We start from the raw sequence: 23,881 nt of genomic DNA, 5'->3' as shown, positions 1-23,881 counted from the left end.
GCATCTGCTCGGACCGGTGCAACCGGCGGATCTCCGCCCAGTCCTCCACCCTCAACACCTCATGATCGTCAGAGGTGGGTCAACGTTCACCCGGAAGCCGAGGGTCAGAGTTCACCCGGAACCGACATCACATGGCATCTGCCAGCGACAGCAGTATCGAAGCCAGCCTCGGCACCCACTACAGCCACCGGGGTTAACACGGCTTCGTGTCACAGTTCGTGTCACGAGAGGCCACGCAGCACACTGCCCGGGGTACAGGCCAGCTCTAGCACGTTGATCAGCAGGTCGCTGCGGCGGATCTGCGCCCAAACCAACTCAAACACCGACCTGTCGCGCCGGCACCCACGTAGGCGGGCCTGCCCGCGCAGCCAGTCGTAGGCCTTCAATGAAGCCCTGATCGACGACGTCACGCTCAGCGCAGCACGCCACGGGTAGCCAGCACGGCGTCTGACCCAAACGGGCCGCCGCCGTAGTACCCGCGAACGCGGGGAACACCTCCCGGCCCGGACGCCGAGCGGCATAGCGATGGGTCGTCAAGCGCGGCTTCGCCTGGCTCCATGCCTACAAGCGCTTGCGCACCCGCTACGAACAGTGAGCCGACATCCACCTCGGCCTGCTTAAGAGGCTCTTCGATCTTAGGCGGGCGCCGTCAGTTTCCTCGCTGAGAATCGGCGGGTGCGTCGGGTGCAGTGAGACCGTACTCGGCGCCGGTAGTTGTCCCGGTTGCGGAACCCGCAGGCGGCGCGTTTCACCTGCTTGATCAACCGGTTGGTGCCCTCGGTCCGGGCGTTCGTCAGGCCGGTCGTGAGGAACACCTCGATGGCGGGTTCACGCAGTGTGGGTGCGGATGGTCAGGCGTCAACGACCAGTCGCGCACCACGGGCACGCGAGACACAGGGAAGGATCAACTCTCCGGCATCGCGTTCCTCTTGGCTGAGCACAGCGTCGCGGTGCTCAGCAACACCATCGACGAGGCCGAGCTCGCACGTGCCGCATGTCCCCTCCTTGCAGTCGAAGTTGAGGTCAATGCCCGCCTCGAGCAGAGCGGCGAGCATGGTCTGTTCACTGCGAACGATCACGGTTACGCCTGATTCCGCGCACTCGACTTCGAAGGCTGCCTGTTCAGAGATGTGGCCCATCAAAGCCGGGGCCGTGAAGCGTTCGACGTGCAGTCGACCCTTGGGCCAGCTCGAACAGAGCCTCTCCACCGCCGCCAGCAATGGTTCCGGCCCACAGCAATAAACGTGCTTGTCGCCCGGGACCTCGAGCAACTCAGCCAGGTCGAGCAGGCCGTGTTCATCCTGCGGCACCACCTGAACCCTGTCGCCATAGGCAACCAGTTGTTTGAGGAAAGCCATCGAGCTGCGGGTCCGGCCGCCGTATACGAGTTGCCAGGTGCGTCCGTCGGCCTCCGCGCGCGCGATCATCGGCAGCAGGGGGGTGATGCCGATACCGCCGGCGATGAACAGGTACTCATCGGCATCAACGAAGGAGAAATGATTGCGCGGCGGGCGGGCGAGGACCGGATAACCAGGCTGCAAGGACTCGTGGATGAACCGGGAGCCTCCACGGCCCGCGGGTTCCAGCAGCACTCCGAGGCGGTAGCAACTGCGATCCGACGGATCCCCACACAGGGAGTACTGCCGCGTCATACCAGGCAGGCACAGATCGATGTGCGCGCCGGGCTCCCACTCCGGCAACCCATCGCCCTCGGCATCCGCGAGCAGTACCGAGACGACCCCATCGGCCTCGCGGGACAACCGCTGGACGATCAGTTTCACTGTGTCGGCGTTCTTCGGGAGGACACAGGAAGCCTCTACATTCATTGACATCCCCTTGCTCGGGGGAGACTCAGCGCCCGGTCTCGGCGACTTTGGGTCACCGCCGGCCGCCGTCGATGCCGATTGGGCTCTCAGCACCGGCTGGCTCACCACCCACCGTCTCCCGATCATCGTGGTCATCGTTTCCCTTCTGCACTCACCTGCCTGACCAGACCCGCGAGGTCGGCTCGGACATCAGGTGGCGGTAGCGCTCGAAGAAGCCGCGGCCCGGCTCCTCGTTCCAGCCGTGCATCACCCGGCCAGGAACCGCCATATCGCCGTCGATCGGCTTGCCCAGACCCATCCGCACGTTGGAGCTCAGCTGACGGGACACGTAGCCGCGCAGCGTGTCCTGGCACATCGACCAGTTCTCGCCGTCGTCCTGCTCCAGCAGCCCGCTGGGACTGAACGTGGTCCGCACCAACCGCAACTGCGCGTCCTTGACCTCCTGCGGCGCGTCCCGGTCCACGATCGTCCAGGACCGCACCTCCATGTGGTGCGGACCGCGCGGCACCCACACCCGGATCGTCTGGACACCGGTCAGGAACGAGAAGTTGGGGAAGACCGTGCCGACCCCGATGTTGTGCACGGGATCCCGCTCGGCACCCAGACGCCGGATCGACTCCGGCCGCACGACCTCCCGGTGGTACTTGAGCAGCACCTCGTCGCGGACGACCATGTCGAGAGTCGGCTCAGCGAACCAGCCCCCACCGTGGCCGCCACCGGGCGTCACCGTGCAGCCCCCCGGAAAGTCCGTGACCTCAGCGTCATCGGGCTGCACGGCCATCAGCGCGGAGATGTGGGAGGAGAAGGCGTGGTGGCCGTCCTGCACGAAGTTCTCCGCGCCGTACTTCCAGTTGCAATCCATGATCCACTTGTTGGCGCCGCCGACCAGCTCGGTGCCGCCCTCCCGACGGTCCACCAACACGTCCAGGTAATAGGCCATATCGCCCAGGTAATCCACCAGCGACGGCGCCTCCGGATCGAACGTCCCGAAGATCAATCCCTTGTAACTGGCCACCTGGGCCACCGGCACCGCCGCCCAGCCCTCATCCAACGGGGCGTTCGCATACATCTCCCCGAACGGAACATCCACGATCTTGCCCCGCCGGTCATACGCCCACCCGTGATAACTGCACGAGAACCCAGCCGCGTTCCCCGCATCCAGCTTGCAGATCCGCATCCCACGATGCCGGCACACGTTCAAGAACCCGGTGATCGACCCATCGTCCTGCCGGACCACCACCACCGGGTCCTCACCCAGATACGCACTCACGAAATCCCCGGCCCGCGGGATCTGCGACTCGTGCCCGAGGAACTGCCAACACCGCGCGAAGATCCGCTGCAGCTCCATCTCATAGATCGCCGGATCCGAGAACACATGCCGGCTGACCAAACCCTGATCCGCGTCGATCAAGTCGTCGATCTTCTCGACGCCGCTGTAACCGATCGTCATTGCGGCCTCCTCTCTTCTGGTTCTTCGTGGTTCTCGGCGGTGCTGGTGCCGTCAGCCACCGATACCGACGTCTCGGTCCCTGAGCCTCGCCGGTCCCCGGCTGCTACCCGGCTCGAGTGGTGCCACTGGTCGAGCCCGGTGGTTGGCCCTACGCGTCGAGGCACGATGACGGTGACCGGGTCCGTCGCGCCTCCGTGTTAACTACCCAACCTGCACCGAGGCCGGCCCTGTCGTCCTGCCGCAGCTCATCGGCGCGTGTCAGGGCCGTGCTGCTATCGACATGGACCTCGGGTGGACCCCGGGCCGAGCCTGAGACGGCGCGGGCCATTCCGCGCAGTCATCGACAGGACCGCCCCCGTCCGGGATATCAGGGGCGCATTGCGGCGATCGCCGCGATCACGAACAGTACGGCCACCGCATGGCAGCTCAACGATCCACGCCGCAGCACGCGCGCCCGATGGGCGCGCTCGGTCGGGTCTGTCGACGTCGGCACGAGATGGTAGGCGTTGCGCCTGCCCGAACACCCGAGCAGGAACAAAACCAGGGATCCGGCAACAAGCAGAACCGGAGTCATCGCGGCAGGTCGACCGGGGGCACGTCCGGGTCGGCGGGCCGGTAGTGGGGGGCGTACTCGACTCCTGCGGCCTGGATCCTCCCACCGAGCCAGGCATTCCACCGGTCGAGCTTGCGCTCCGCGGTCAGCTTCTGCCGGAGCGGGTCCCGCACCTGATCGAGGGACAGCGGAACCGCGGGTGTGACCGCGAGGACCTGGCCGACGTTCCACCCGTGCTGGGTCTCCAACGGACCGAAGAAGGAGTTCGGGCTTACCCGGAAGGCTTCGTCGGCATACCGGGGATCCAGCTGCTCCCGCACCGCCGTTCCGAGGTCACCACCCTTGTCCTTGGTGCTCCTGTCCAACGACACGTCGCGGGCGACCGCGGCGAAGTCCTCGCCGGTGTTCAGCCGATCCAGTGTCTGCCGGGCCTCGGCCTCCGAACCGACCACGATGTTGCGGACGTGGCGTTTCTCCGGATCGACCATCTCGTCGCGGCGGGCGTCGTACGCCTGCTGGACGTCAGCGTCAGTCGTCTCGGGAACGTCGCGGGTGACCTGGTCGAAGAGCCGAGAGTTCGTCAACTGCCGGCGGATCTCGGCGAGCACCTCGGGCTCGGACAGCCCGACCTGGCCCAGCCGGGTGATGAAGTCGTCCCGTCCGGCTGGATAGGCATCGGCGACCAACCGGTCCAGCTCGTCCTGGGCCGCCTTCTCGGGGATGACGATGCCCTCCTCCTGCGCCGCCCGCTCCAGGATCTCGCTCACGGCGACGGCCTTCGCCGCGTCGCGGTCGAACCGTTCCACCGCAGCTGGGTCGTCCGGGCGCTGCACGCCGTAGAGCGCCTTGAAGGCCTGGACCCGGTCGGCCAGCTGCTGCTCGGTGATCACGGTGTCCTCGACCCGGAGGGCAGCGTCGGCAGGCAGAGCCGTGATCTCGGCAACCGCGATCTGGGTCCCCGCGCCCGCGGCGAGCAGGGCGAGCATCAGGGCACTGACGTACCACGCCCTTCCCGGCCGAGGGACCAGCAACGGCCGTTCGCGCAGCCAACTCCTGGTTCTGCCCATGGCGGTGCGGAGCACCTGAGCTCTCCTCACACCGTCACCTCCGTCCCACTCGCCGATCGCACGTTCTCACGTGTGTTCCCGCTCCCGGCCGCGGGCCGTCGACCCGGCGGGAAGAGCCACATCACGGCGATTGCCGCGAGGTAGGACAACAGCACCGCCACCGTCAGGACCAGGCCGAACTCCCGCACCAACCACAGCTGCGACGCCGCCAGAGCGAGGTAACCGATCACCGAGGTCAGGCAGGCGAAGGCGACACTGCGGTGCAACCACCGCTCATCGCCGCGGCGGGCCTCGGCGAGCAGCACCAGGAACTCGCAACCGGTCACCGTGACGAGGGAGCCGAGTGCGACGGTGAGCGGGCTCAGCGACCCGTCGACCGACCAGATGATCGCCAATCCCCACCCGGTGGCCAGCAGCGCTGTCGCCGTCGCCCGCATCGCGTCGGTGCGCCGTCGCAGCCCGACCGCCAGCACCACCCCGGCCACCGCGATGCCCGCGAGGTTGGCGAGGTAACGGCCCTCGGAGATGAGTTCGTAGCCTCGGCCGGCTGCGACGGGCAGGCCCACGAGATCAGCCGAGTACCCCGATGGTGGGGGCGGCAGGACGTCCCGGACGTCCTGGAGCAACTGGTTCTGCGCCCCCAGATCCCGCATCTCGAGTCCGAAGATCATCAGAGCTGACCTGCGGTCGGACGTCACCGCCGCGGAGCGCAGATAGGAGGGGAACAGCTCGAGGGCCGCGTCGATCTGCTCGGCGGTGGGGGCGTCGCCGAGGAACGCAAGCAGGCTAGGCAGCGTCAACACCGGCCGGACGTCACCGCCGTGCTCAGCGATCACAACCGCCTCTGCCCGCCGGGCCCAGGCCAGCGCCTCCGGGCTGACGACGTCGGGTCCGCTGAGCCGGATGCTGACCTCGCCGGAGGAGCCCAGCACCTGTTCCGCCACCAGCGCGTCCTCGAGCTGCGGCAGCCCGCGGGCGAGTTCGAGCGGGTCGGCCTCCACGGCGAGTCGCGGCAACATCGCCCAGCCCAACCCGGCGACCGCGGTGAGCACCACCAGGACGGCGGAGCGCCTGCCCCAGCGCGGGCGCGGGCGCGCTTCGGGCTCGGCGCCCGTCGAGCCGGTGCCGATCGGGTCCGGGGCGATCCGGTCGGCGAGCCCGCGGCGCAGCAACAGCGCCGCGGCCACGGTGCACAGCACGCCCAGGGCCAGCGCGAGACCGAGTTCCCGCACGAACGGTAGGGGTGACACGGCGAGCGCGGCGAAGCCACCGGCGCTGGCCACGGCCATCACCACGACACGGCGGCGGTTGCGCAGGGCGGCGAGATACAACGGGAACGTGCTGCCGATCCCGAGGAGAAGCGGCAGCATGGCAACGGATCCGAACGACAGCGGCCGATGCAGCCAGCCGAACCCCGCGAGCGCGAGCGTGGTGCCGAGGAGAGCGGCCGCCAACGGCCACAGCCGGGCCGTGCGACGGCCGGCCCCCGGCACCAGCAGGAACCGCAGCGCGACGGCGATCGCGACCAACAGCCCGAGCAGCGGCAACTCCGCGGTCACCTGGCCGGCCAGCCCGGCGGTGACTGCGGGGACCCCGGTGACGGTGACCGTCCGCGTCGCCAGGCCCGCACCCTCGACTGTGCCACGGACGGCCTCCACCAGCCGTTGCGTACCGGCCTGGTCGAGGCCCTCCCGGGGTCGTACCAGGATCGCGACGGTGTCCGGCGCGGGCAGCACGAAGCGCCACTGCGGGCGCGGCTCCCCTGTGGACTGGTCGAACGCCACAGTCCGGATGAAGTTCGGGCTGTACAGCGTAGGCACCCCGGCGGGCAGTCCCTGCACCACCAGGCTGCCGTAGCGAAGGTCGAACTCGCGGGTGGCGTGCTCGACCGCCCGCCGGACCCCCTGCTCCGACGCGCCCGCTTCCCGAGCCTGCTGCTCGGCCTGGATCCGCAGCCCGTCACGGCGCCCCGCGATCTGAGCGAGGAGGTTCTGCGCCGTGGTGGCGATCTGGTTGAGCACGGTGGCCGGCCCGTAGACGGCGGCGACGTCGGGCAGCGCCGCCAGTGTGCCCTCGGCACGCAACAACGACAGCAGCTGCTGCTGGTCGAGGAGCAACTGTCGCGGCTCCCGCGACTGCAGGAGCACCACGACGGGATCACCGCCGAAGCTCCGCGCCTTCTGCTCGACGGCGGCGAGGCTGGCGTCCCCCGCGGGGAGGAAGGAGTCGGTTCCGGTGTCGACGCGCAGTTGCGCCAGGCCTCCGACGACACCTGCGGTCAGGCCGAGGACCAGTACCGCCGTCAGCCAGCCGCGTCGGGACGGCCGGCGCCGGAGCATCCGGCGCCCGGCCGACCAGGCGGTCTCACCGACTCTGCGCAACCGGATCCACGGCGTCATCGATCGGGCTCCAGGCGCGGGAAGTCGCGGCTGAGCGGCTTGCGATCAGCCAGGCCCCCGGGTTCGGGATAGGGATTGGATCCCGCCAGCAGACCCGGCGGGAGGTTCAGCGGGTTGGGCGTCAGGGCGTAGGGATTCTGCACGGCCTGCACGTGCAGGAACGTGTTGCCGCGATCTCCGTACTGGTGGAAGGCCGCGCCGAAGACCGTGACGACCTGGGAAAGGTCCTTGCCATAGGGCTCGAGGTAGCGCAGCGCCGGGTTCAGGTCCCGGAGCAAGTCCGTCGCCGGCGGAATCAGGGCCCTGGCCTGTTCGGTCACGACCGGGACCCGGTCCAGGGTGGCGGGAGCGCGGTCCAGCGTGCCCTCCAGCGACGGCAGCAGCCCCCGCAGGTCCCGGGTCGTCGCCGGCAGCTCCACGAGTGCGGCGTCGAGGTCCGGTGCAGCCTTGCGCAGGTCCGCCGCCACCGGGGCCAGCGCGCCGGAGAGCTCGGTGAGGTGGCCGGTCGCGGTGGAGGTGCTGGCGAGCACTCCGGGCAACTGCCGGACGGCGCCCTCGATCGCCTCCCGCTGCCCCGCCGTGGCGGCCGTGATCCGGTTCGCGTCGTGAACCAGCTGCACGACCTGGCCCTCGCCGGTGTCCAACGTGGTGAACAGTGTCTCCAGCTCGCTGACCAGCAGCTCCAGGTCCCCGGACTGGGCAGCGATGGCGTCCACGGCCGTGTTGCCGTTGTGCCCGAGATCGGCCAGCCCGGACATCAGCGCCGAGATGTCCCGCGCACGTCCGTCGGTACTCGTACCGAGCGAGCGGATCAGGCCGCCGAGGTCCTCCCGGGTCGGGGCGTCGAGGCTGGCGAGCACGTCGCGCAGGTCGACGGGCGGGATCACCGCCGCCTCCGGCAGGACGGTGCCGTCGGGAAGGGGCGGCCCCTGCCCGTCGACGAGCTTCACGTAGTACTGCCCGACCAGCGACTTCTCGCTGACCTGCACGCAGACGCCGTCATGCAGGGGCACCGCGACATCGTCCAACCACAGCTCGAGACGGAGCTGGTCGCCGGTGCGCTCGATGCTCTTGACATTGCCGACCGCCACCCCGGCCATCTGGACGTCGGAGAACGGCGCCAGGTTCCGGACGTTCGGCACGTCGACCGACACGTGGTAACTGCGCGCCTGGCTGAGGCCCGCGACGAACCCGCCGCCCTGCGACCACAGGTAGGCGAAGAAGACCGCGCAACTGAGCACGAAGGCCAGCACCATGGCCAGCCGAAAGGCAGGCAGACGTGCTGTGGAGATCTTCATCGCGGGCCTCCTTCGCCCGGCGCCGGGTACGGGCCGAGTGGGCTCTCGCCGTGCCGGTAGGTGTTGGTCGTCATGTCCTCCGGCGTCTCGATCGCGGTCGGGTTCGCGATGTTGAGCTGGAGCTGGGCCCGGGCCAGACCACCTTGCGCGTCGGACACGTTGAAGATCCCGCTCGTGTTGTAGACGAACGCGCCCAGGTCGTACATCCACGGCGCGACATGCGCCGTCGCGTAGTCGGCCCAGCGGGTGACCGGCGCGAGCTCGCCGAAGGTGCCGTGCACGTCGGTGACGACCGGCCGCAGATCATCGACCACCGGCCTGGCCTTCGCCACCACCGGTGCGGCCGCCGCGACCGTGTCGCGGACCTGCTGGGTCGTGTCGCCGAGCCGGTCCAGCGCCCCGGGCAGGTCCTCGGCTGCGGCATCGAGGTTGTCCAGGGTGGGGTTCAGCTGGGTCGTCAGCGCCGAGGTACTGCTCATCGCCTGCCGCAGGTCCGTGGACAGCCCCGGCAACTCGCCGAGGGTCTGTCGCAGCTCGGCATCGCGTTCGGTGAGCACGGCGAGGGTCTGTTGCGTGGAGTTCACCAGGCTGGTCAGGCGCTCGTCGTTGTCCCCGGCCGCGGTCGCGATCTGGGACAGCGCGGTGACGAACTGCCGGATGTGCTCGCGGCGATCCGCCAACTGCTGCATGACCGGCCGCAGGTCGACCAGGCTCTTCTGCGTGGCCCGCAGGTCGGCCGGCAGCAACTGCGGAGCACTGGCCAGCGCGGTGTCCGACTCGGCCAGCAGCGCGGTGAGTGCGAGCCTGCTGCGCTCGTCGAGGTGGTTGAGCACCTCTTCGGCCTGGATTGGGCGTGAGGTCTGCGTCACCGGAATCATCCCGCCCTCGGGCAACGGCTCGCCCGGAGGGCCGCCGGGGTCGAGCGAGATGTACATCTGGTTCAGCGGGTTCACCGGGCGCAGCACGGCCCTGGCGTTATCGAAGACCGGATGGCCCTGGTCGATCGCCACCGTCACCCGCGAGGTGTTGTGGTCGGTGGCCTGCGAGTCGGTGATGACGCCCACCGGGACACCGGCGATGCGCACTTCCTGACCGTTCCCGGGGCTCACCGCGACCGCCTCGTCGAACTCGATGTCGAAGACGGTCTTGTCGCTCCACGGCGGGAGGTAGTTCATCTGCGACAGGATGAGCACGGCCGCCGTCACCCCCACCGCCACCAGCCCGGTGAGCGCAATGACGTCGCGGCCGAGTCCGGGGACGGTGCGCAGCCGCTGCCATGTCCGGCGAAACGACCATGTCTTCAGTGCGTTCACCGCGGCGGCCCTCCCAGGAGACCCTGCTTCACGAGCGGCCCGTCGTCGGGGGGCGGGGGCCCGCCCAGCTCACCCAGCTGCACCAGCAACGCGTCCAGTCCACCGGGCGTGTTGACCAGCGACGAACTGCCGGCGCCCGGCTGGATCCGGACCATCCCGCCGTTCTGGTCGTAGAACTTCGAGGCGTTGTTCATGTTCGTGAACAGGTAGCCCAGCTCTTCGTAGAACTTGTTGCCGTTGCCGCCCCCGGGGTACTTCGGCGCTTGCCCGCGCCACTCGGACATGAACGTGTCGATGATCGGACCGTTGATCCGATCCAGCACCGGCCCGCGGACGTCCTCGAGCACCTCGGTTCCCTGCTGTGCGGTGGGCACGAGTTCCTCGACCATCGGCCGGGCCTGCTCGAGCAGTGGCCGCAGGTCGTTCAGTACCGGCCGGGCCTCGGCCAGCGTCGGGTCGAGCTTCTCCAGGAGCGGATCGAGTTCCTGGACCGCCGGGCGGATGGACTCCGCGGTCGTGGTCAGCCGGTCGAGCGTCCCCGACAGGTCCTCGGCTCCGGTTCTGGTGACCCGCAGCGTCTCGGGCATCGTGGCGATGGCATCCGCGAGCGGCCAGCTCTGCTCGGCGAGGACGTCGCTGGTGGTCGCCACCGAGTCGACGATGGACTCGAGCTGGCCGTCCCGTCGGGTCACGACCTCCGCGGTGCGGTTGAGGTCGGTGACGAGTTCGGCGAGGTCGGTGTCGGGCCGGACCCCCCGCACCGCGTCGAGCACCATGCCGGTGGGAGCGAGCGCACCGGGCGCCTCGCGGGCCAGATCGCGCAGGGCATCGCCGGCGCCGGCCTGCAGGGTGTCGTCGAGGTGCAAGGTGGCCCCCTGCAGCGCCCCCTGGGCTTGCGGGGGGACCGCCCGCAACAGCGTGTCGAGCTCGACCGGGATCCCGGTGCGCTCCACCGGGATGGTCCCGGCGGTGAACTCGACGGGGTCACCGCCCGGGGTCAGCGCGACGTAGTAGTTGCCGCCCAGCACGGTGGTGGGCCGGATCTCGGCCGTGGGAGCGCTACCGATCTTGCCCACGGTCTCGCTATCGATCTTGAGCGAGACGGCCACGGTGCCGTGGTCGGTCGGCTCGACCGACGAAACCACCCCGACCGGGGTGCCCGCCAGCTTCACCGCGCTGCGATGCGCCTCCAGTTTGTACTGCCGGGTGAACTCGGCGACCACGGTGACGCCGGGTCGCAGAGCCGTCAGGATCGCCGACTTCTGGAACAGCGCGACCATGAAGATCGCGAACAGGACGATGCCCACCAGTCCCGTGGCCGCGGATCCACGATGCAGCGACAGCCGCTTCACGAGTGCCTCCTCCCTGGGATCAGCGCGCCGTCGGCGTCGCGGTCCTCATTGGCAGCCTCACCGGGGGCCGGATACGGGTTGGCCTGCTGCGCACCGGCCGGGCCGAGACCGGACACGGCCGCTGTGCTCGGCACGGCGATGACGATCCGCAGCATGTGCCGGAAGTCCGCGTGCGGGGCCATCACAGAACTGATGTCCTCGGCGAACAAGCCGACGTCGGAGGCGTAGGGGGCCAGCACCTGCAGCGGTGGCGCCGCCGAGGACAGCCCATCGGCCAGCCGTGGCACGAACGGCCGCGCGTCGGTGAAGGTGTGGGTCATCTCGTCCACCGCGGGCTCGGCGACCTCGGCCACCTCCGGAATCTTGTCCAGCGGGACGGGTGCCTCACGCAGCACCCCCCGCGCGTCCGGTGTCGCATCCCCGAGCGCCTGCGAGCCATGGTGCAGCGCCTCCATCGCCATCCGGGTGTCGGCCAGCGGAGCGTTCAGCGAATCCAGCGCGGTACGGGCGTCGGTGAGGGTGCCCGGCAGTCGCCGCAGCGACTCGTCGAGCGGCTTCGCGCCGTCGACGTTCACGGCGGCCAGGATCGACTCGGTCTGGCGCAGCAGCGTGGCGAACGTCTCCGACCGGCCCTCGAACCGCACCGCGAGATGGTCGACGCTGCGCAGGAAGGCCGGGAGCCGCGCCTCGGGGGCGGCCGCGGCAGCAGCCACGGTGCCGACGTCGGAGAGCAGGCCGGGTGCGGCACCGAGGAATCCGTTCAGGCCGGGTCCGTACCCGCCGGTGCCGCCGCCCAACTCCCGCAGCGCGGTCCGCAGGGAAGCGCGCGTGGGCTCGTCGAACACGTCCAGCAGATGGGAGATGTCGTGGGCCTCCTCGGTCTGGCCCAGCGGGATCATCCCGTCGCGGAGCGGGCCCGCCGAGGGGTCGCCCGGACGCAGCTCGACGAACTTCTGGCCGAGCGCCGACTGGTCCCACAGCGCCGCGGTGGCGTTGCTGTAGATCGGCACGTTGCCGTCCAGTGTCATCGTGACCACCGCCTGGTCGCCGACGACCTCGATGTTCGAGACGGATCCGATCCGCTGGGCGTTGCGCCGGACCTCGGAGTTGAGATCGGCCTGGCCGACGTCGCTGAATGCGGCCTTGACCGTGGTGGTCGCAGCACCGGGGAGCCGGCCCTGGTTGGCGGTGAACATGACGTAGCCGAGCAGGGCGATCGCGACGAGCGTCGCGAGGCCCACCAGGAACGACCGGCCACGCGCGCGGGCCCCGGGGGTCGTCACTGTCATCGCCCCCCGCCGAGGAGTTGCCCGACCAGGGACTGCTCCTGCTCCTGGCTGAGCCCGGTGGCGTTACCCGGGTCGCTCGCGGGCGGTGCCGGTACCACGCTGGGCAGCAGGCCGGGTAGCTCGGTCGTCGGGCCGGGCAGAACCTCGCCGGGGACGTCCGGGACCTCGGCCGGGACGAGCCCGGGCGGAGCGAACCCGGCGAGCATCTGGCGCGCCGTCTCCGGGGTGACCACCGCGGCGGCCCGGAAGTAGTGCGAGACCCCGTCGTAGCCACTGGTGGCCATCGCCCAGTTCGCCAGGCCGTTCATCAGGTTCTCCAAGCTGCTCGGGGTTCCGGGCTCGTGAACGAGGAGTTCCTCGGCGATGGGACGCACCGAACCGGCGACGCTGTGCAGATCGCCCGCGGCCGGCCGCAGGCCTTCGATCACCGGACGGGCCTCGTCGAGCATGGCGTCGAGCCGTTCGAGCACCGGCGGCAGCGAGGCCAGCGCAGGATCCGCGGCATCGGCGAACTCGTGTATCTCGCCGCTGATCGCGGTGAGATCATCCGTCACCGGGCGCACGGAGGCGAGCACCGGGGTCGTCGCGTCGGCGACACCCGCCAGCTCACGCAGCGCGCGCCGCGCCGAGGTGAGCGTGCTGGGTAGCTGCGCTATCGCGTCGTCCACCGCGACCCGGTTGGCCGCCACGGTGCCGAGGGTCTGCTCGGCCGCTCCGACGAGTTGATCCAGCGTCGCGCCGTCGCGGTCGGCGAAGGCGCTGGTGTGGAGCTGCCCGATCTCGAGGATGCGGTTGAGCGAGGCGTTCTGCGTGTCGAGGATCTCGGTCAACCGGTCGACCTGGCTCAATGCGGGTTCGACCGCCGCCAGCGCCGCGGTCACGTCATCGCCGCGGCCCTGCATGCCCTCGCCGAGCGTGGTGACCAGCGCGGCCAGCGCCCCCGACGTCGGGTCGTCGAGGGTGTTGAACACGTCCTCGAGGTCCATCGCCCGCGATGTCCGATCGGCCGGGATGGTCAGCGGTTCGGCCTGCAGCGGTGCACCGGCCGAACCCGCTTCGAGCTGCACGAACCGCTCGCCGAGCAGGCTCATCGGGCGGATCTGCGCGGTGGCGTCGGAGTGCAGCGGCAGCGCGGAGCGCTGAACCTGCATCTCCACGTGCGCCTGCCCGTTCACCAATCGCACGCCGTCGATGAGGCCGACCTGTACCCCGTAGGCCTTGACCAGGTTGCCTTCCCGCAGCGGGCTCGCGTCCTGGAAGACCGCGACGACGCGCACCGTGCCGTCGTCGTCGTTGCGGAACACGACAGCTGCGGTGGCCGTGAGGAGCAGCAGCACGACCATGCCGGTGCGCAGGAACTTCCGAGGTCTCGTTCTCACCGCGGTCGGTTTCCGTTCGCATCGGTCCAGGGCTGCCCGGCGCTGTGTCCCGGCGCGGGAGCAGGGTTGACCTGCCCGCCGAGCGGAACCGCGTTCGGCTGGTTGTTGACCGCGGTCTGCCCGTAGCTGATCAGCAGGTGCCCGAAATGCCCGGAGCCGTTGTACTGGGAGTACACGTTCCCCCAGTTGTCGATCATTCCCATCATCTCCGGCGTGTAGGGCCGCAGGAAGGCCACCGCGGGGCCGAGGGTGCGCACAGCCTGCGTCACGCCCGGAAGGGTTGCCGTGGCGTTGTCCAGCAGGCCCGGTGTGAACTGCAGCAATTTGTTCGCCGCGTCGAGGGTCGGGTGGAGCTGCTCCACCGTGGGGCGCAGGTCCCGCAGCACCGGGCTGAGGTTCGCCGCCACGGAGGGCAGCCGGGCCGCGGCCGGGCGGAGGTCTTCGAGCATCGGTACGGTCGAGTCCGCGGCGGCCGGAACCCGGTCCAGTGCACCCTGCGCGGCGTCCAGCGTGGACGGCAGCTCGGCCAGCCCGTCGGTGAGCTGCTGCTGCTGGGCAGCGACGACGTCTGCCATCTGTCCGAGGTCGGTGATCGTGCCGGCCAGCTTGTCCTGCCGTTGCGCCAGGACGGCCGTGATCTGGCGGGCGTTGGTGATCAGCTCGCGGATCGCGGGGCCGTCCCGACCGACCGCGTCGACCACCGCACCCAAGGCCTCCACGGTCGGCCCCGCGGTGCCGAGCAGGGCGTTGACGTCCGGCTCGCTGCCGTCGAAGGTCTCTTGCAGCTGGTCCACCACGGAGGTCAGGTGCGCACGGGTCGGCTCGTCGAGCGCCTCCAGCAGATCTTCGACGAGGACCTGGCTCGACCCAGCCGGGATCATGCTCCCGCTGGGCAGTTCCGGGTTGCTCGCTGGGCCGGGATGCAACTGCAGGAAGTGCTCGCCGAGCACCGAGCGCCACTCCACCACGACGGTCGTGCCCGTGGGCAGCGGCGCGTGCTCGTCGGAGAGCGCGAGGGTCACGACGCCGTGGTTGTCCTGCGCCGCGACGTCGGTGACCTCGCCGACGTCGAAACCGTTGATCTGGACCGGCAGCCCCGTCACGATGCCGACCGCCGACGGCATCACGACCTTGATCTCGTAGTCCCCACCGGCACCGGCGGCAAGTGCCACCGCACCGCTCGTGGCGAGTACCGTCACGAGCGCGCAGCCGATGGTGAGCAGCTTCCTGAGCATTACTTCAGTCCATTCCCAGCGGCCCGGCGGAGTCCCCGGACAGGAACTGACGCAGGAACGGGTCGTCGGAGGCGAACGCGTCCTCTGTGGGTCCGTAGTGGACCAGCCGGCCCTGCCACACCGCGGCCACGTAGTCGCTGACCTTGCGCGCGGTGGGGATGTTATGCGTCACCAGGATGTAGGTGCCGCCGTGCTCGGCGTGCATCTGCAGAATCAGGTCGTTGAGCAGGCTGGTGCGCACTGGGTCCAGTCCGGAGTCCGGTTCGTCGAACATGACGACGTCCGGGTCCATCACGAGCGCCCGCGCGAAGCCGGCCCGCTTACGCATCCCGCCGGAGATCTCGCCGGGCGCCTTGGACAGCGACCGCTCGAGACCGACCTCCTTGAGCCGTTGCATGACTCGGTCCGCGATCGCGTCCTCACTGAGCTTCGTGTGCTTGCGCAGCGGGAAGGCGACGTTGTCGTAGAGATTCATGGACCCGAACAGCGCCCCGTCCTGGAACAGCACTCCGAACCGCTTCCGCAGCTGGAACCGCTCCTCCTCGGACACCTTCCAGATGTCCTTGCCGAACACGTGCACCTCGCCGTGGTCGGGTTCGAGCAGCCCGACAATGTGCTTGAGCAGCACGCTCTTACCGGTGCCGGAGGGGCCGAGCACGGTCGTGATCGCGTTGTCCACGAAGCCGACGTTCAGCCCGCGCAGCACCTGGAACGAACCGAAGGACTTGTGCACATCGCGCACCTCGATGGAGTGCTCGACGGCCGCGCCGTCGCTCGTCCACCCACGGGCGTTCAGCGCGCCGGCGCCGGCCGGGCCAACCGGTGGCGCGGGCCGGCCGGCAGGCCAGGCGGAATGCTGGTGCAGCATGGAACCTCCAGGATCGGAGTCGGTCGGAGATCAGTTGGCGATCGGCGCGTTCGCGAAGCCGCCCCAGAACAACTGGTGGAAGATCAGGCCGAGGAGGCTGACGAGCACCATGTTGATCACCATCGACCTCGAGGTGTTCATCCCGACGCCGACCGGGCCGCCCTTGGCGGTGTAGCCGTAGTAGCAGCCGACGAGCACGACCAGGACGCCGAGGACCACGGTCCAGATCATCGAGAAGAGGAGGTCGAGTGGACTCTGGAAGGCCCAGAGCACGTCGAAGAACCCGCCCGGCGAGACCGTGTGCAGGACTTCGACGATCATGAACCACGATCCGACGTAGAGCAGGCCGAGTCCGACGATGTAGAGGAACGGCATGGCGATGGTCGCCGCGAGCACCCTGGTTCCCACCAGGTAGGGCATCGGCTCGACGCCCATCACCTCCAGCGCGTCGACCTCCTCGCTGATCCGCATCGAGCCGAGTTCGGCGACGAGCCCGCAGCCGACCTTGGCGGCCAGAATCCAGCCCCACATCTCCGGGCCCCCGGTGCGCAGTCCACCCAGTGCCGGGTAGACGCCGACGTAGCCCGGCGCGCCGAACTGCCGCGAGATGTAATGCCCCTGCACGGCGAACACGACGCCTAGCACGAGCTCCATGAACCAGATGATCATGCCGCTGGAGAGGATCAGGATCCCGCACTGGCGGAAGACCTCAGACGGGTAGAGCCGGACCGCCCTCGGTATCGAGACGAAGACCTGCCCGAAGAATCGGAGCATCTGCACGGCGTTCTCGAGCAGCTCACGGATCTTGCTGCCGACCGCACCGGGACCGAAGTCCAGGTCCGGCGCCGAGGGCCGAGCCGGCGTGCGGCGCTCCTCGCGAGTGACAGTCACGGCCTGTCCTCTCACCTGACGGTCTGCAGTTCGGGGAACAGGCCGAGGGTGATCATGTTGAACGCGAGGTCGATGAGGAAGACCAGCGCGAATGCGATGACCACGGCCTGGTTGACCGCGCGGCCGACACCAATCGACCCGGCACCGGCGGTGAGGCCCTTGTAGGCGCCCACCACTCCGATCATGAAGCCGATGGCTGCGCTCTTCAGGACCGCGACGACCAACTCGATCGTCGTCAGGTTCTTGAACACGGTCGCCCAGTACTCGCCGCTCGGCACACCGCCGTAGGTGACCGCGCTGAAGAGCCCGCAGACGACTCCGACCGCCAGCGAGACGAGCATGAGCAACGGCGTGAGGACCGTCGTGGAGATGATGCGCGGGAGCACGAGCTCCCGGACCGGGTCGGTGCCGAGTACCCGGAGCGCGTCGAGCTCTTCCCGGACCTTGCGGGCGCCCAGGTCCGAGCAGATCGCGGCGCCGACGATGCCGGCCACGACCATCGAGTTGACCCACGGGGTGAACTCGCGGGTGTTCTGAATGAAGAAGTACTGACCGTAGCGGTTGTTGGCGCCCAGCAGGTCCGTGACGTTCAGCCCGAGCAGGCCGATCATCAGGGAGAACGCCAGGACCGCGAGGATCATGGGGAACCAGGAGAGCTTCAGGACGCCGTACATCTCGTCGCGGACGGCACGCCAGTAACCCACCGGGCGGCGTACCGCACTCCACACCACCTGGCTTGCCAACTGGGTCAGGCCACCGATCTCGGCGACCATCCCGGCCACGGGGCCGGGCACGTGTTCAATCCAGGGTGTCCTGGTCGTCGGACGGTCCGGGGGGGCAGTGTGCGCACCCCTGGCACCCGGTGTCAACGCGGGGCGCTGCGCGCTACTCACGGCCTCCCCCGACTCTCAGATCGATGCATCCCCATCCCCTGTCACTTCCGGTACCGACGTGGCCCGGCGCAGTCCCGCAGGAACACGGCCGGGACCGGCGTCAGACCGAAACGAGATCCTGGCGGCCGCGCTCGAGGAGGAACTCCTCGTAGCCGCGGTAGACGGGCTTGAAGGCGGGCAGCAGCTTCATGAGCATGCTCGTGGGCCCCTTCACCTTGACCTTGCGGCTCGTGAGCGCCACCGGCAGGGAGAGCCGTCCGAGCCAGAACCGGTGCCCGTTGTCGGCGGACATGTTCAGCACCATGTCCGGCACCTCGGTCTCCGGCACGGCAGCAGGATCGGTGGACACGCTCGGGACCGGCTGTCGGCAGTCGATCCACATGATGGTGTCGGGTTCGGTGAAGATGATCTTCACGAGCGCATTGGTCGAGGCAAAGGCGTCCCCGACAGTCGGGTCATCCATGATCTTCGCCAGGAACACCCCGAGGGTCCCCTGGAAATCGTCGGCGTTGACGAAGTACACGATTCCGTCCTCTCAGAAGAACATGCTCAGGTTGTTGGACAGGATCACGTTCTGGTCGAGTGTGACGGCGCGCCGGGCGATGAGAAGCCGACCGTCGGGACCCCGCTGGAGGTTGTCCTCGCGGCTCCCGACCAGGAAGTGCGCAGTGGTCTCCAGCCGGTTGCGATAGAACATGAAGTTGCTGCGGACGAAGAGGCCGGCGGCGTCCGGGGTGATCCGCACATTGGTGATCAGGTAGCGGGTCCGCGAGGGCGGTTCCTCGGCCCAGGCCATGCCCGTCTCGGACCGCTTGACCCGCCAGGTCAGGCTCTCCTTGTTGTCCTCGAACGCGAGCGAGGGTGGCACCGCGTCCGGGCTGAACGGATCCACGGTGGGCTTGGTCCCCACCGTGTACTCGATCTCCTCGGCCACCAGGTCGAGCCACTCCCGGAAACGGCCGTCGTCGAGCAGTTCGGCCTCGTGGTAGAAGAACTGCTCCACCTCGTGCTGCAGGTCGGCCGACACCCCGCGGTGCCCGACACCGGCCCCGAGGTCGATTTCCGTGGTCATGCGGACCACTCCTCCCTTGCTGATCCCGTCCTGGCCCTCACTTGTCGAGCCAGACCCGCGAGGTCGGCTCGGACATCATCTGGCGGTAGCGCTCGAAGAAACCGCGGCCCGGCTCCTCGTTCCAGCCCTGCATCACCCGGCCGGGGCCCTTGGCGTCGGCGTCCAGCGGGCTCCCGAGGCCCATCCGCACGTTGGAGCTCAGCTGGCGGGACACGTAGCCGCGCAGCGTGTCCTGGCACATCGACCAGTTCTCGCCGTCGTCCTGCTCCAGCAGCCCGCTGGGACTGAACGTGGTCCGCACCAACCGCAACTGCGCGTCCTTGACCTCCTGCGGCGCGTCCCGGTCCACGATCGTCCAGGACCGCACCTCCATGTGGTGCGGACCGCGCGGCACCCACACCCGGATCGTCTGGAAGCCGGTCAGGAACGAGAAGTTGGGGAAGATCGTGAAGGCGCCGACGTTGTGGATGGCGTCGCGCTCGGCACCCAGACGGCGCGCCGACTCCGGCCGCACGACCTCCTGGTGGTACTTGAGGAGGAGCTCATCGCGAGTGGTCAGCTCGAGCGCCGGCCCGTTGAAGGCGACGAGCCCGTGACCGCCGCCGGGTCGGACTGTGAAGCCCTCGGGGAAGTCCATCATCTCGGCGTCATCGGGCTGCACGGCCATCAGCGCGGACACGTGCGAGGAGAAGGCGTGGTGGCCGTCCTGCACGAAGTTCTCCGCGCCGTACTTCCAGTTGCTGTCGATGATCCACTTGTTGGCGCCGCCGACCAGCTCGGTGCCGCCCTCCCGACGGTCCACCAACACGTCCAGGTAATAGGCCATATCGCCCAGGTAATCCACCAGCGACGGCGCCTCCGGATCGAACGTCCCGAAGATCAATCCCTTGTAACTGGCCACCTGGGCCACCGGCACCGCCGCCCAGCCCTCATCCAACGGGGCGTTCGCATACATCTCCCCGAACGGAACATCCACGATCTTGCCCCGCCGGTCATACGCCCACCCGTGATAACTGCACGAGAACCCAGCCGCGTTCCCCGCATCCAGCTTGCAGATCCGCATCCCACGATGCCGGCACACGTTCAAGAACCCGGTGATCGACCCATCGTCCTGCCGGACCACCACCACCGGGTCCTCACCCAGATACGCACTCACGAAATCCCCGGCCCGCGGGATCTGCGACTCGTGCCCGAGAAACTGCCAACACCGCGCGAAGATCCGCTGCAGCTCCATCTCATAGATCGCCGGATCCGAGAACACATGCCGGCTGACCAAACCCTGATCCGCGTCGATCAAGTCGTCGATCTTCTCGACGCCGCTGTAACCGATCGTCATTGCGGCCTCCTCTCCTCCGTTTGCTGGGCACCCCGTCGGACGAAACCGAGGGCTACCGATCCGAGCGCCCCGAAATCGGCGCGGAACACGTCGCCATCGCCGGCGTCCACCGCCCGACACGGGGAGCCCGGCAGGACTACGTCACCTGCCTCGAGGGCGATCCCGTGCGTCGCGAGCTTGTGGACGAGCCAGCACACCGAGCGCAGCGGGCTGCCGAGCACGTCGCGCATGCATCCGTTCGCCACGGCGCGGCCGTTGCGTTCGACCACCACCGTCAGCGCCTCGAAATCGACACCTCGCGGAGAGAACGCCCGGTCCCCCAGCACGAAGCGGGCCGACGATCCGTTGTCGGCGACCGTGTCGTGCCAGCGGATCCGCCAGTCGGCGATGCGGCTGTCGACGATCTCGAGCGCCGGGGCGACGAAGTCGATGGCCGCCAGCACCTGGCGGGGCGTGACCAGCGGTCCCTCCAGCCGCTTGCCGAGCACGAAGGCGATCTCGGGCTCGACCTTGGGGGCGATCAGCGAGTCGAGCTCCAGGTCGTCGCCGTCGGCCGCCTCCATGACGTCGAACAGCTGCCCGAAGTCCGGCTCGCGCACCCCGGCCATCTCCTGCATCGCAGGGCTGGTCAGGCCGACCTTCTTTCCAACGACCCGGTGTCCGAGGTCCTCGCGGATGCTGGCCACCCCGGCTTGGATGCCGTAGGAGTCATCCTGGCCCAGCCCGGGGTACCGCTCGGTGAGCGGTGCCACCGGCGTGGAGGCGCACTCCGCCTTCCAGAGCTCCTCGGACAGGGCCGCACGAGCCAGCTCATCAAGCGGTGGCAACGGGCACCTCCCGGTTCTGGGCCATCGTGAACGCGATGTCCTCGAGCAGGTCCTCCTGCCCGCCGACCGCACCCCGCCGGCCCGCTTCCAGCAGGATGTCGCCGGCGTCGACCCCGTACCGGGCGGCCGCCGCCTTGGCCTTGAGCAGGAAGCTGGAGTACACCCCGGCATACCCGAGCACCAGGCTGGTGCGGTCGATGACCTGCGGGAACCGCATCAGGGGACGCACCTCGTCCTCGGCCACGTCCATCAGGCGCCACTCGTCGATGCCCGTTTCGAGCCCGATACGCCTGGTCACCACGCTGAACACCTCGCCGGGCGTGTTGCCGGCACCGGCGCCCAGACAGCCGAGGGAGCCGTCGATGAACGACGCCCCCTCGTCGATCGCGGCGAGGCTGTTGGCCACGGAAAGTCCGAGGTTGTTATGGGCGTGCAGGCCGATCTCGACCGAGATCGCCGCCCGGACGGCGGCGACGCGGTCGCGCACGCCCTGTTCGGTCATGTAGCCGGCGGAGTCGGCGAGGTAGACCACCTCGGCGCCCGACTCCTCCATGATCCGCGCCTGCTCCGCGACCACCTCCGGTGCGGCGAGGTGCGTCATCATCAGGAAGCCGAAGGTCCGCAGTCCGAGATCGCGGCACAGCCGCAGGTGCTGTTCGGCCACGTCGGCCTCGGTGACATGGGTGGCGACCCGCACCCCGCCGACGCCGTGCTCGACCGCCTCGCGCACCTCGTCCATCACCCCGACGCCGGGCAACATCAACGTGCACAGGGTGGAGTCGCCGATCACCGCGGCCGCGGCGTCGAACAGTTCGGTGTTGGAGTAGCTCCCGCGCCCCTGGAGCAGCGACGATCCACCGAGCCCCGCGCCGTGGCCGACCTCGATGTACCGGACGCCGCTGGCGGACAGCCCGGCCACGACGCGGCGGACCTGCTCCGGTGAGAAGTCGTGGTCCACGGCATGGCTGCCGTCCCGAAGGCTCGTGTCCAGGTAGGTGACCTGGGTACCGGCTGCAGGCTCCATCTCACACCCTCGCTTCCGCGCCGGCGGCGACCCGCTGGCGGGCCATCCGCACCGCGGCTGCCGTGATGATGTCGAGGTTCCCGGCGTACGTCGGGAGGAAGTCGCCGGCCCCTTCGACCTCGTTGAACAGCGTCACCTTCCGGCCGTCGATCACCGGGCCCCGGACCCGGTAGCCGGGCACGTAGGCTTCGACGCGTTGCACCATGCGCGCAACCTCGACGGCGAGGAGGTCCTCGTCCAGACCGTCCACCTCGGCGTAGAGGGTGTTGCGCATGCAGGGGGGCGGCTCCGCCGGATTGAGGATGACGATCGCCTTGCCGCGCTCGGCACCACCCAGCGTCTCGATCGCCTTGCGCGTCTTGTGCGTGAACTCGTCGATGTTCTGACGGGTCCCCGGGCCGACGCTGGCGCTGGCGACGGTCGACACCGTCTCCGCGTAGCGCAGGTGCCGCGCGGCGCGCCCGACGGCGGCCACCAGCGGCACCGTCGCCTGGGCAGCGCAGCTCACCAGATTGAGTTCCATGCCGTCGCGGTGCTCGTCGCCGTTCACCGCCGGGATGACCATCGGGCCGATCGCCGCCGGCGTGAGGTCGACACTGGCGATCTGCGCGTCGGCCAGCCGCGGGGCGTGCGCGAGATGTGCGCGCGCGGACGTGGCGTCGAAGACGAGTTCGGGCAGGTCGTCGAGGTCGAACAACCCGTCGATCCCGTCAGCCGAGGTCGGGACACCGAGGTCGGCGGCCCGCCGCAGCCCCTCGGAGCCGGGGTCGATGCCCGCCATCGCGATCAACTGCAGCGACTGCTCGCGTCGGACCTTGTACATCAGGTCGGTGGAGATGTTGCCGGAACCGAGGATCGCGACCCGGAGGGGCCGTTCGACGGCCTGCGGACTGCTCAGGTCCATCGATTCCTACTCGGCCGTCAGGAAGTCGGCCACCAGGCGGTCGAACTCCTGCTGCTTCTCCGACTGGACCCAATGGCCGCACTCGGAGAACGCGACGAGGCGCACGTCGGGCATCCGGTGGAACATGAGCAGGGAGCTGTCGAACGGCAGTACCCGGTCCTCGCGGCCCCAGACGAGCAGGGTGCGGTGCCGGATCCGGTCCACGTGCTTCCACAGCTCGGCTTCCGGGTCCGCGCCCAGTGCCCGGAACAGCTTGAGCATGAACGCCATGGCCTCGGGGTCGGTCGCCGCCTGCAGCCGCTCCTCGAGGACCTGGTCCGATACGCGGCTCGAGTCGTACACCATGACGTCGACGAACTCGCGCATCCGCTCCACGGAGGGCGACTCGTAGAATCGGCGCACCGCGCGGTCGACGCCGCCCGCGATGTCCCCGGGGGTGAGGATGTTCACCGAGCCGCCGCCCGGGCCCATGAGCACCAGCCGGTCGGCCATCTCCGGGTAGTCCAACGCGAAGCGCAGCGCGGTGCCGCCACCCAGGGAGTTGCCCAGGAAGTGCGCCTTGGCGACGCCGGCTCCCTCCATGACCTCCTTGACGACTCGCGCGGAGAACTTCCAGTACGACTCGCCCTCCGGGAGGGCTTTCGAGGAGGAGCCGAAGCCCGGCTGGTCGATGATGATGAGCCGGAAGCGCGCGCCCAGGTAGGGCAGGTTCGTCCGGAAGTTGCTCATTCCCGAGGCGCCCGGCCCGCCGCCGTGCAACAGCACCATCGGCTCCCCGGTGCCCACCTCGCTCACGTGGATCTTCAGCCCCGCGACGTCCACGAACCGCTCCTGAACGTCCAGCTCAACCGTGTTCTCTGACATGCCGTCCTCTGTGATAGCGCGGTGTGTTCTGTGGATGCCGG

At 69.1% G+C, this 23,881-nt stretch carries 21 protein-coding genes and 1 pseudogene; all 22 read right to left on the bottom strand.

Going from position 1 to position 23,881, the window contains the following annotated elements; all coding sequences use genetic code 11:
• Nucleotides 1-635: 635 nt before the first annotated feature.
• A pseudogene (locus HF519_RS15320) lies at nucleotides 636-809 on the bottom strand (transposase); the annotation flags it as partial.
• Between the two features lie 42 nt (nucleotides 810-851).
• Nucleotides 852-1,781: a PDR/VanB family oxidoreductase gene (locus HF519_RS15315; protein WP_438826398.1), complete on the bottom strand. Its 930-nt coding sequence runs from the start codon at nucleotides 1,779-1,781 to the stop codon at nucleotides 852-854.
• 196 nt (nucleotides 1,782-1,977) lie between these two features.
• Entirely contained in the window at nucleotides 1,978-3,276 is a 1,299-nt protein-coding gene (locus HF519_RS15310) for an aromatic ring-hydroxylating oxygenase subunit alpha (RefSeq protein ID WP_169413612.1), read from the bottom strand.
• Between the two features lie 367 nt (nucleotides 3,277-3,643).
• Nucleotides 3,644-3,850: a hypothetical protein gene (locus tag HF519_RS15305; RefSeq protein ID WP_169413611.1), complete on the bottom strand. Its 207-nt coding sequence runs from the start codon at nucleotides 3,848-3,850 to the stop codon at nucleotides 3,644-3,646.
• Entirely contained in the window at nucleotides 3,847-4,911 is a 1,065-nt protein-coding gene (locus tag HF519_RS32390) for a peptidyl-prolyl cis-trans isomerase (protein ID WP_169413610.1), read from the bottom strand. Before HF519_RS32390 ends, HF519_RS15305 begins: the two co-directional genes overlap by 4 nt.
• An 11-nt stretch (nucleotides 4,912-4,922) precedes the next feature.
• Nucleotides 4,923-7,295 carry an RND transporter family protein gene (locus HF519_RS15295; RefSeq protein ID WP_246243900.1) on the bottom strand — a complete coding sequence of 791 codons (2,373 nt, stop codon included), beginning with the start codon at nucleotides 7,293-7,295 and terminating at the stop codon, nucleotides 4,923-4,925.
• Nucleotides 7,292-8,593 (bottom strand): MlaD family protein, encoded by a 1,302-nt coding sequence (locus tag HF519_RS15290; protein WP_169413609.1) that lies wholly within the window; start codon nucleotides 8,591-8,593, stop codon nucleotides 7,292-7,294. The genes HF519_RS15295 and HF519_RS15290 overlap by 4 nt, the downstream gene beginning before the upstream one ends.
• Nucleotides 8,590-9,906 carry an MlaD family protein gene (locus tag HF519_RS15285; protein WP_312860129.1) on the bottom strand — a complete coding sequence of 439 codons (1,317 nt, stop codon included), beginning with the start codon at nucleotides 9,904-9,906 and terminating at the stop codon, nucleotides 8,590-8,592. The genes HF519_RS15290 and HF519_RS15285 overlap by 4 nt, the downstream gene beginning before the upstream one ends.
• The gene (locus HF519_RS15280) at nucleotides 9,903-11,258 is read right to left on the bottom strand and encodes an MlaD family protein (RefSeq protein WP_312860128.1); all 1,356 of its coding nucleotides are present in this window, start codon (nucleotides 11,256-11,258) and stop codon (nucleotides 9,903-9,905) included. Before HF519_RS15280 ends, HF519_RS15285 begins: the two co-directional genes overlap by 4 nt.
• Nucleotides 11,255-12,547 (bottom strand): MlaD family protein, encoded by a 1,293-nt coding sequence (locus HF519_RS15275; RefSeq protein WP_169413608.1) that lies wholly within the window; start codon nucleotides 12,545-12,547, stop codon nucleotides 11,255-11,257. Before HF519_RS15275 ends, HF519_RS15280 begins: the two co-directional genes overlap by 4 nt.
• Complete coding sequence (locus tag HF519_RS15270) at nucleotides 12,544-13,926, bottom strand: MlaD family protein (RefSeq protein ID WP_169413607.1); 1,383 nt, start codon at nucleotides 13,924-13,926, stop codon at nucleotides 12,544-12,546. Before HF519_RS15270 ends, HF519_RS15275 begins: the two co-directional genes overlap by 4 nt.
• Complete coding sequence (locus HF519_RS15265) at nucleotides 13,923-15,161, bottom strand: MlaD family protein (RefSeq protein WP_169413606.1); 1,239 nt, start codon at nucleotides 15,159-15,161, stop codon at nucleotides 13,923-13,925. The genes HF519_RS15270 and HF519_RS15265 overlap by 4 nt, the downstream gene beginning before the upstream one ends.
• 4 nt (nucleotides 15,162-15,165) lie before the next feature.
• Nucleotides 15,166-16,029 (bottom strand): ABC transporter ATP-binding protein, encoded by an 864-nt coding sequence (locus tag HF519_RS15260; RefSeq protein WP_169413605.1) that lies wholly within the window; start codon nucleotides 16,027-16,029, stop codon nucleotides 15,166-15,168.
• Nucleotides 16,030-16,059: 30 nt separating this feature from the next.
• The gene (locus HF519_RS15255; protein WP_308259546.1) at nucleotides 16,060-16,920 is read right to left on the bottom strand and encodes an ABC transporter permease; all 861 of its coding nucleotides are present in this window, start codon (nucleotides 16,918-16,920) and stop codon (nucleotides 16,060-16,062) included.
• Nucleotides 16,921-16,931: 11 nt separating this feature from the next.
• Nucleotides 16,932-17,714, bottom strand: a complete 783-nt coding sequence (locus tag HF519_RS15250; protein ID WP_308259545.1) for an MlaE family ABC transporter permease — start codon at nucleotides 17,712-17,714, stop codon at nucleotides 16,932-16,934.
• 199 nt (nucleotides 17,715-17,913) lie between these two features.
• On the bottom strand, nucleotides 17,914-18,336 hold the full coding sequence (locus HF519_RS15245) for an SCP2 sterol-binding domain-containing protein (protein WP_169413604.1): 423 nt from the start codon (nucleotides 18,334-18,336) through the stop codon (nucleotides 17,914-17,916).
• Nucleotides 18,337-18,348: 12 nt separating this feature from the next.
• On the bottom strand, nucleotides 18,349-18,885 hold the full coding sequence (locus HF519_RS15240) for an aromatic-ring-hydroxylating dioxygenase subunit beta (RefSeq protein ID WP_211170063.1): 537 nt from the start codon (nucleotides 18,883-18,885) through the stop codon (nucleotides 18,349-18,351).
• Between the two features lie 37 nt (nucleotides 18,886-18,922).
• Entirely contained in the window at nucleotides 18,923-20,221 is a 1,299-nt protein-coding gene (locus HF519_RS15235; protein WP_169413603.1) for an aromatic ring-hydroxylating oxygenase subunit alpha, read from the bottom strand.
• Nucleotides 20,218-21,048: a 2-keto-4-pentenoate hydratase gene (locus tag HF519_RS15230; RefSeq protein ID WP_169413602.1), complete on the bottom strand. Its 831-nt coding sequence runs from the start codon at nucleotides 21,046-21,048 to the stop codon at nucleotides 20,218-20,220. The genes HF519_RS15235 and HF519_RS15230 overlap by 4 nt, the downstream gene beginning before the upstream one ends.
• Nucleotides 21,035-22,072: a 4-hydroxy-2-oxovalerate aldolase gene (gene dmpG, locus HF519_RS15225; RefSeq protein ID WP_169413601.1), complete on the bottom strand. Its 1,038-nt coding sequence runs from the start codon at nucleotides 22,070-22,072 to the stop codon at nucleotides 21,035-21,037. The genes HF519_RS15230 and dmpG overlap by 14 nt, the downstream gene beginning before the upstream one ends.
• Nucleotide 22,073: 1 nt before the next feature.
• Complete coding sequence (locus tag HF519_RS15220) at nucleotides 22,074-22,976, bottom strand: acetaldehyde dehydrogenase (acetylating) (protein WP_169413600.1); 903 nt, start codon at nucleotides 22,974-22,976, stop codon at nucleotides 22,074-22,076.
• A 6-nt stretch (nucleotides 22,977-22,982) separates the two neighbouring features.
• On the bottom strand, nucleotides 22,983-23,840 hold the full coding sequence (locus HF519_RS15215) for an alpha/beta fold hydrolase (protein WP_169413599.1): 858 nt from the start codon (nucleotides 23,838-23,840) through the stop codon (nucleotides 22,983-22,985).
• Nucleotides 23,841-23,881 lie beyond the last annotated feature (41 nt).

Origin of the sequence: Pseudonocardia bannensis, from assembly GCF_012911875.1 — a bacterium.
GTDB lineage: Bacteria > Actinomycetota > Actinomycetes > Mycobacteriales > Pseudonocardiaceae > Pseudonocardia > Pseudonocardia bannensis.
The sequence above is the reverse complement of the archived record's forward strand: the minus strand, read 5'-3'. Positions and strand labels throughout refer to the sequence as shown.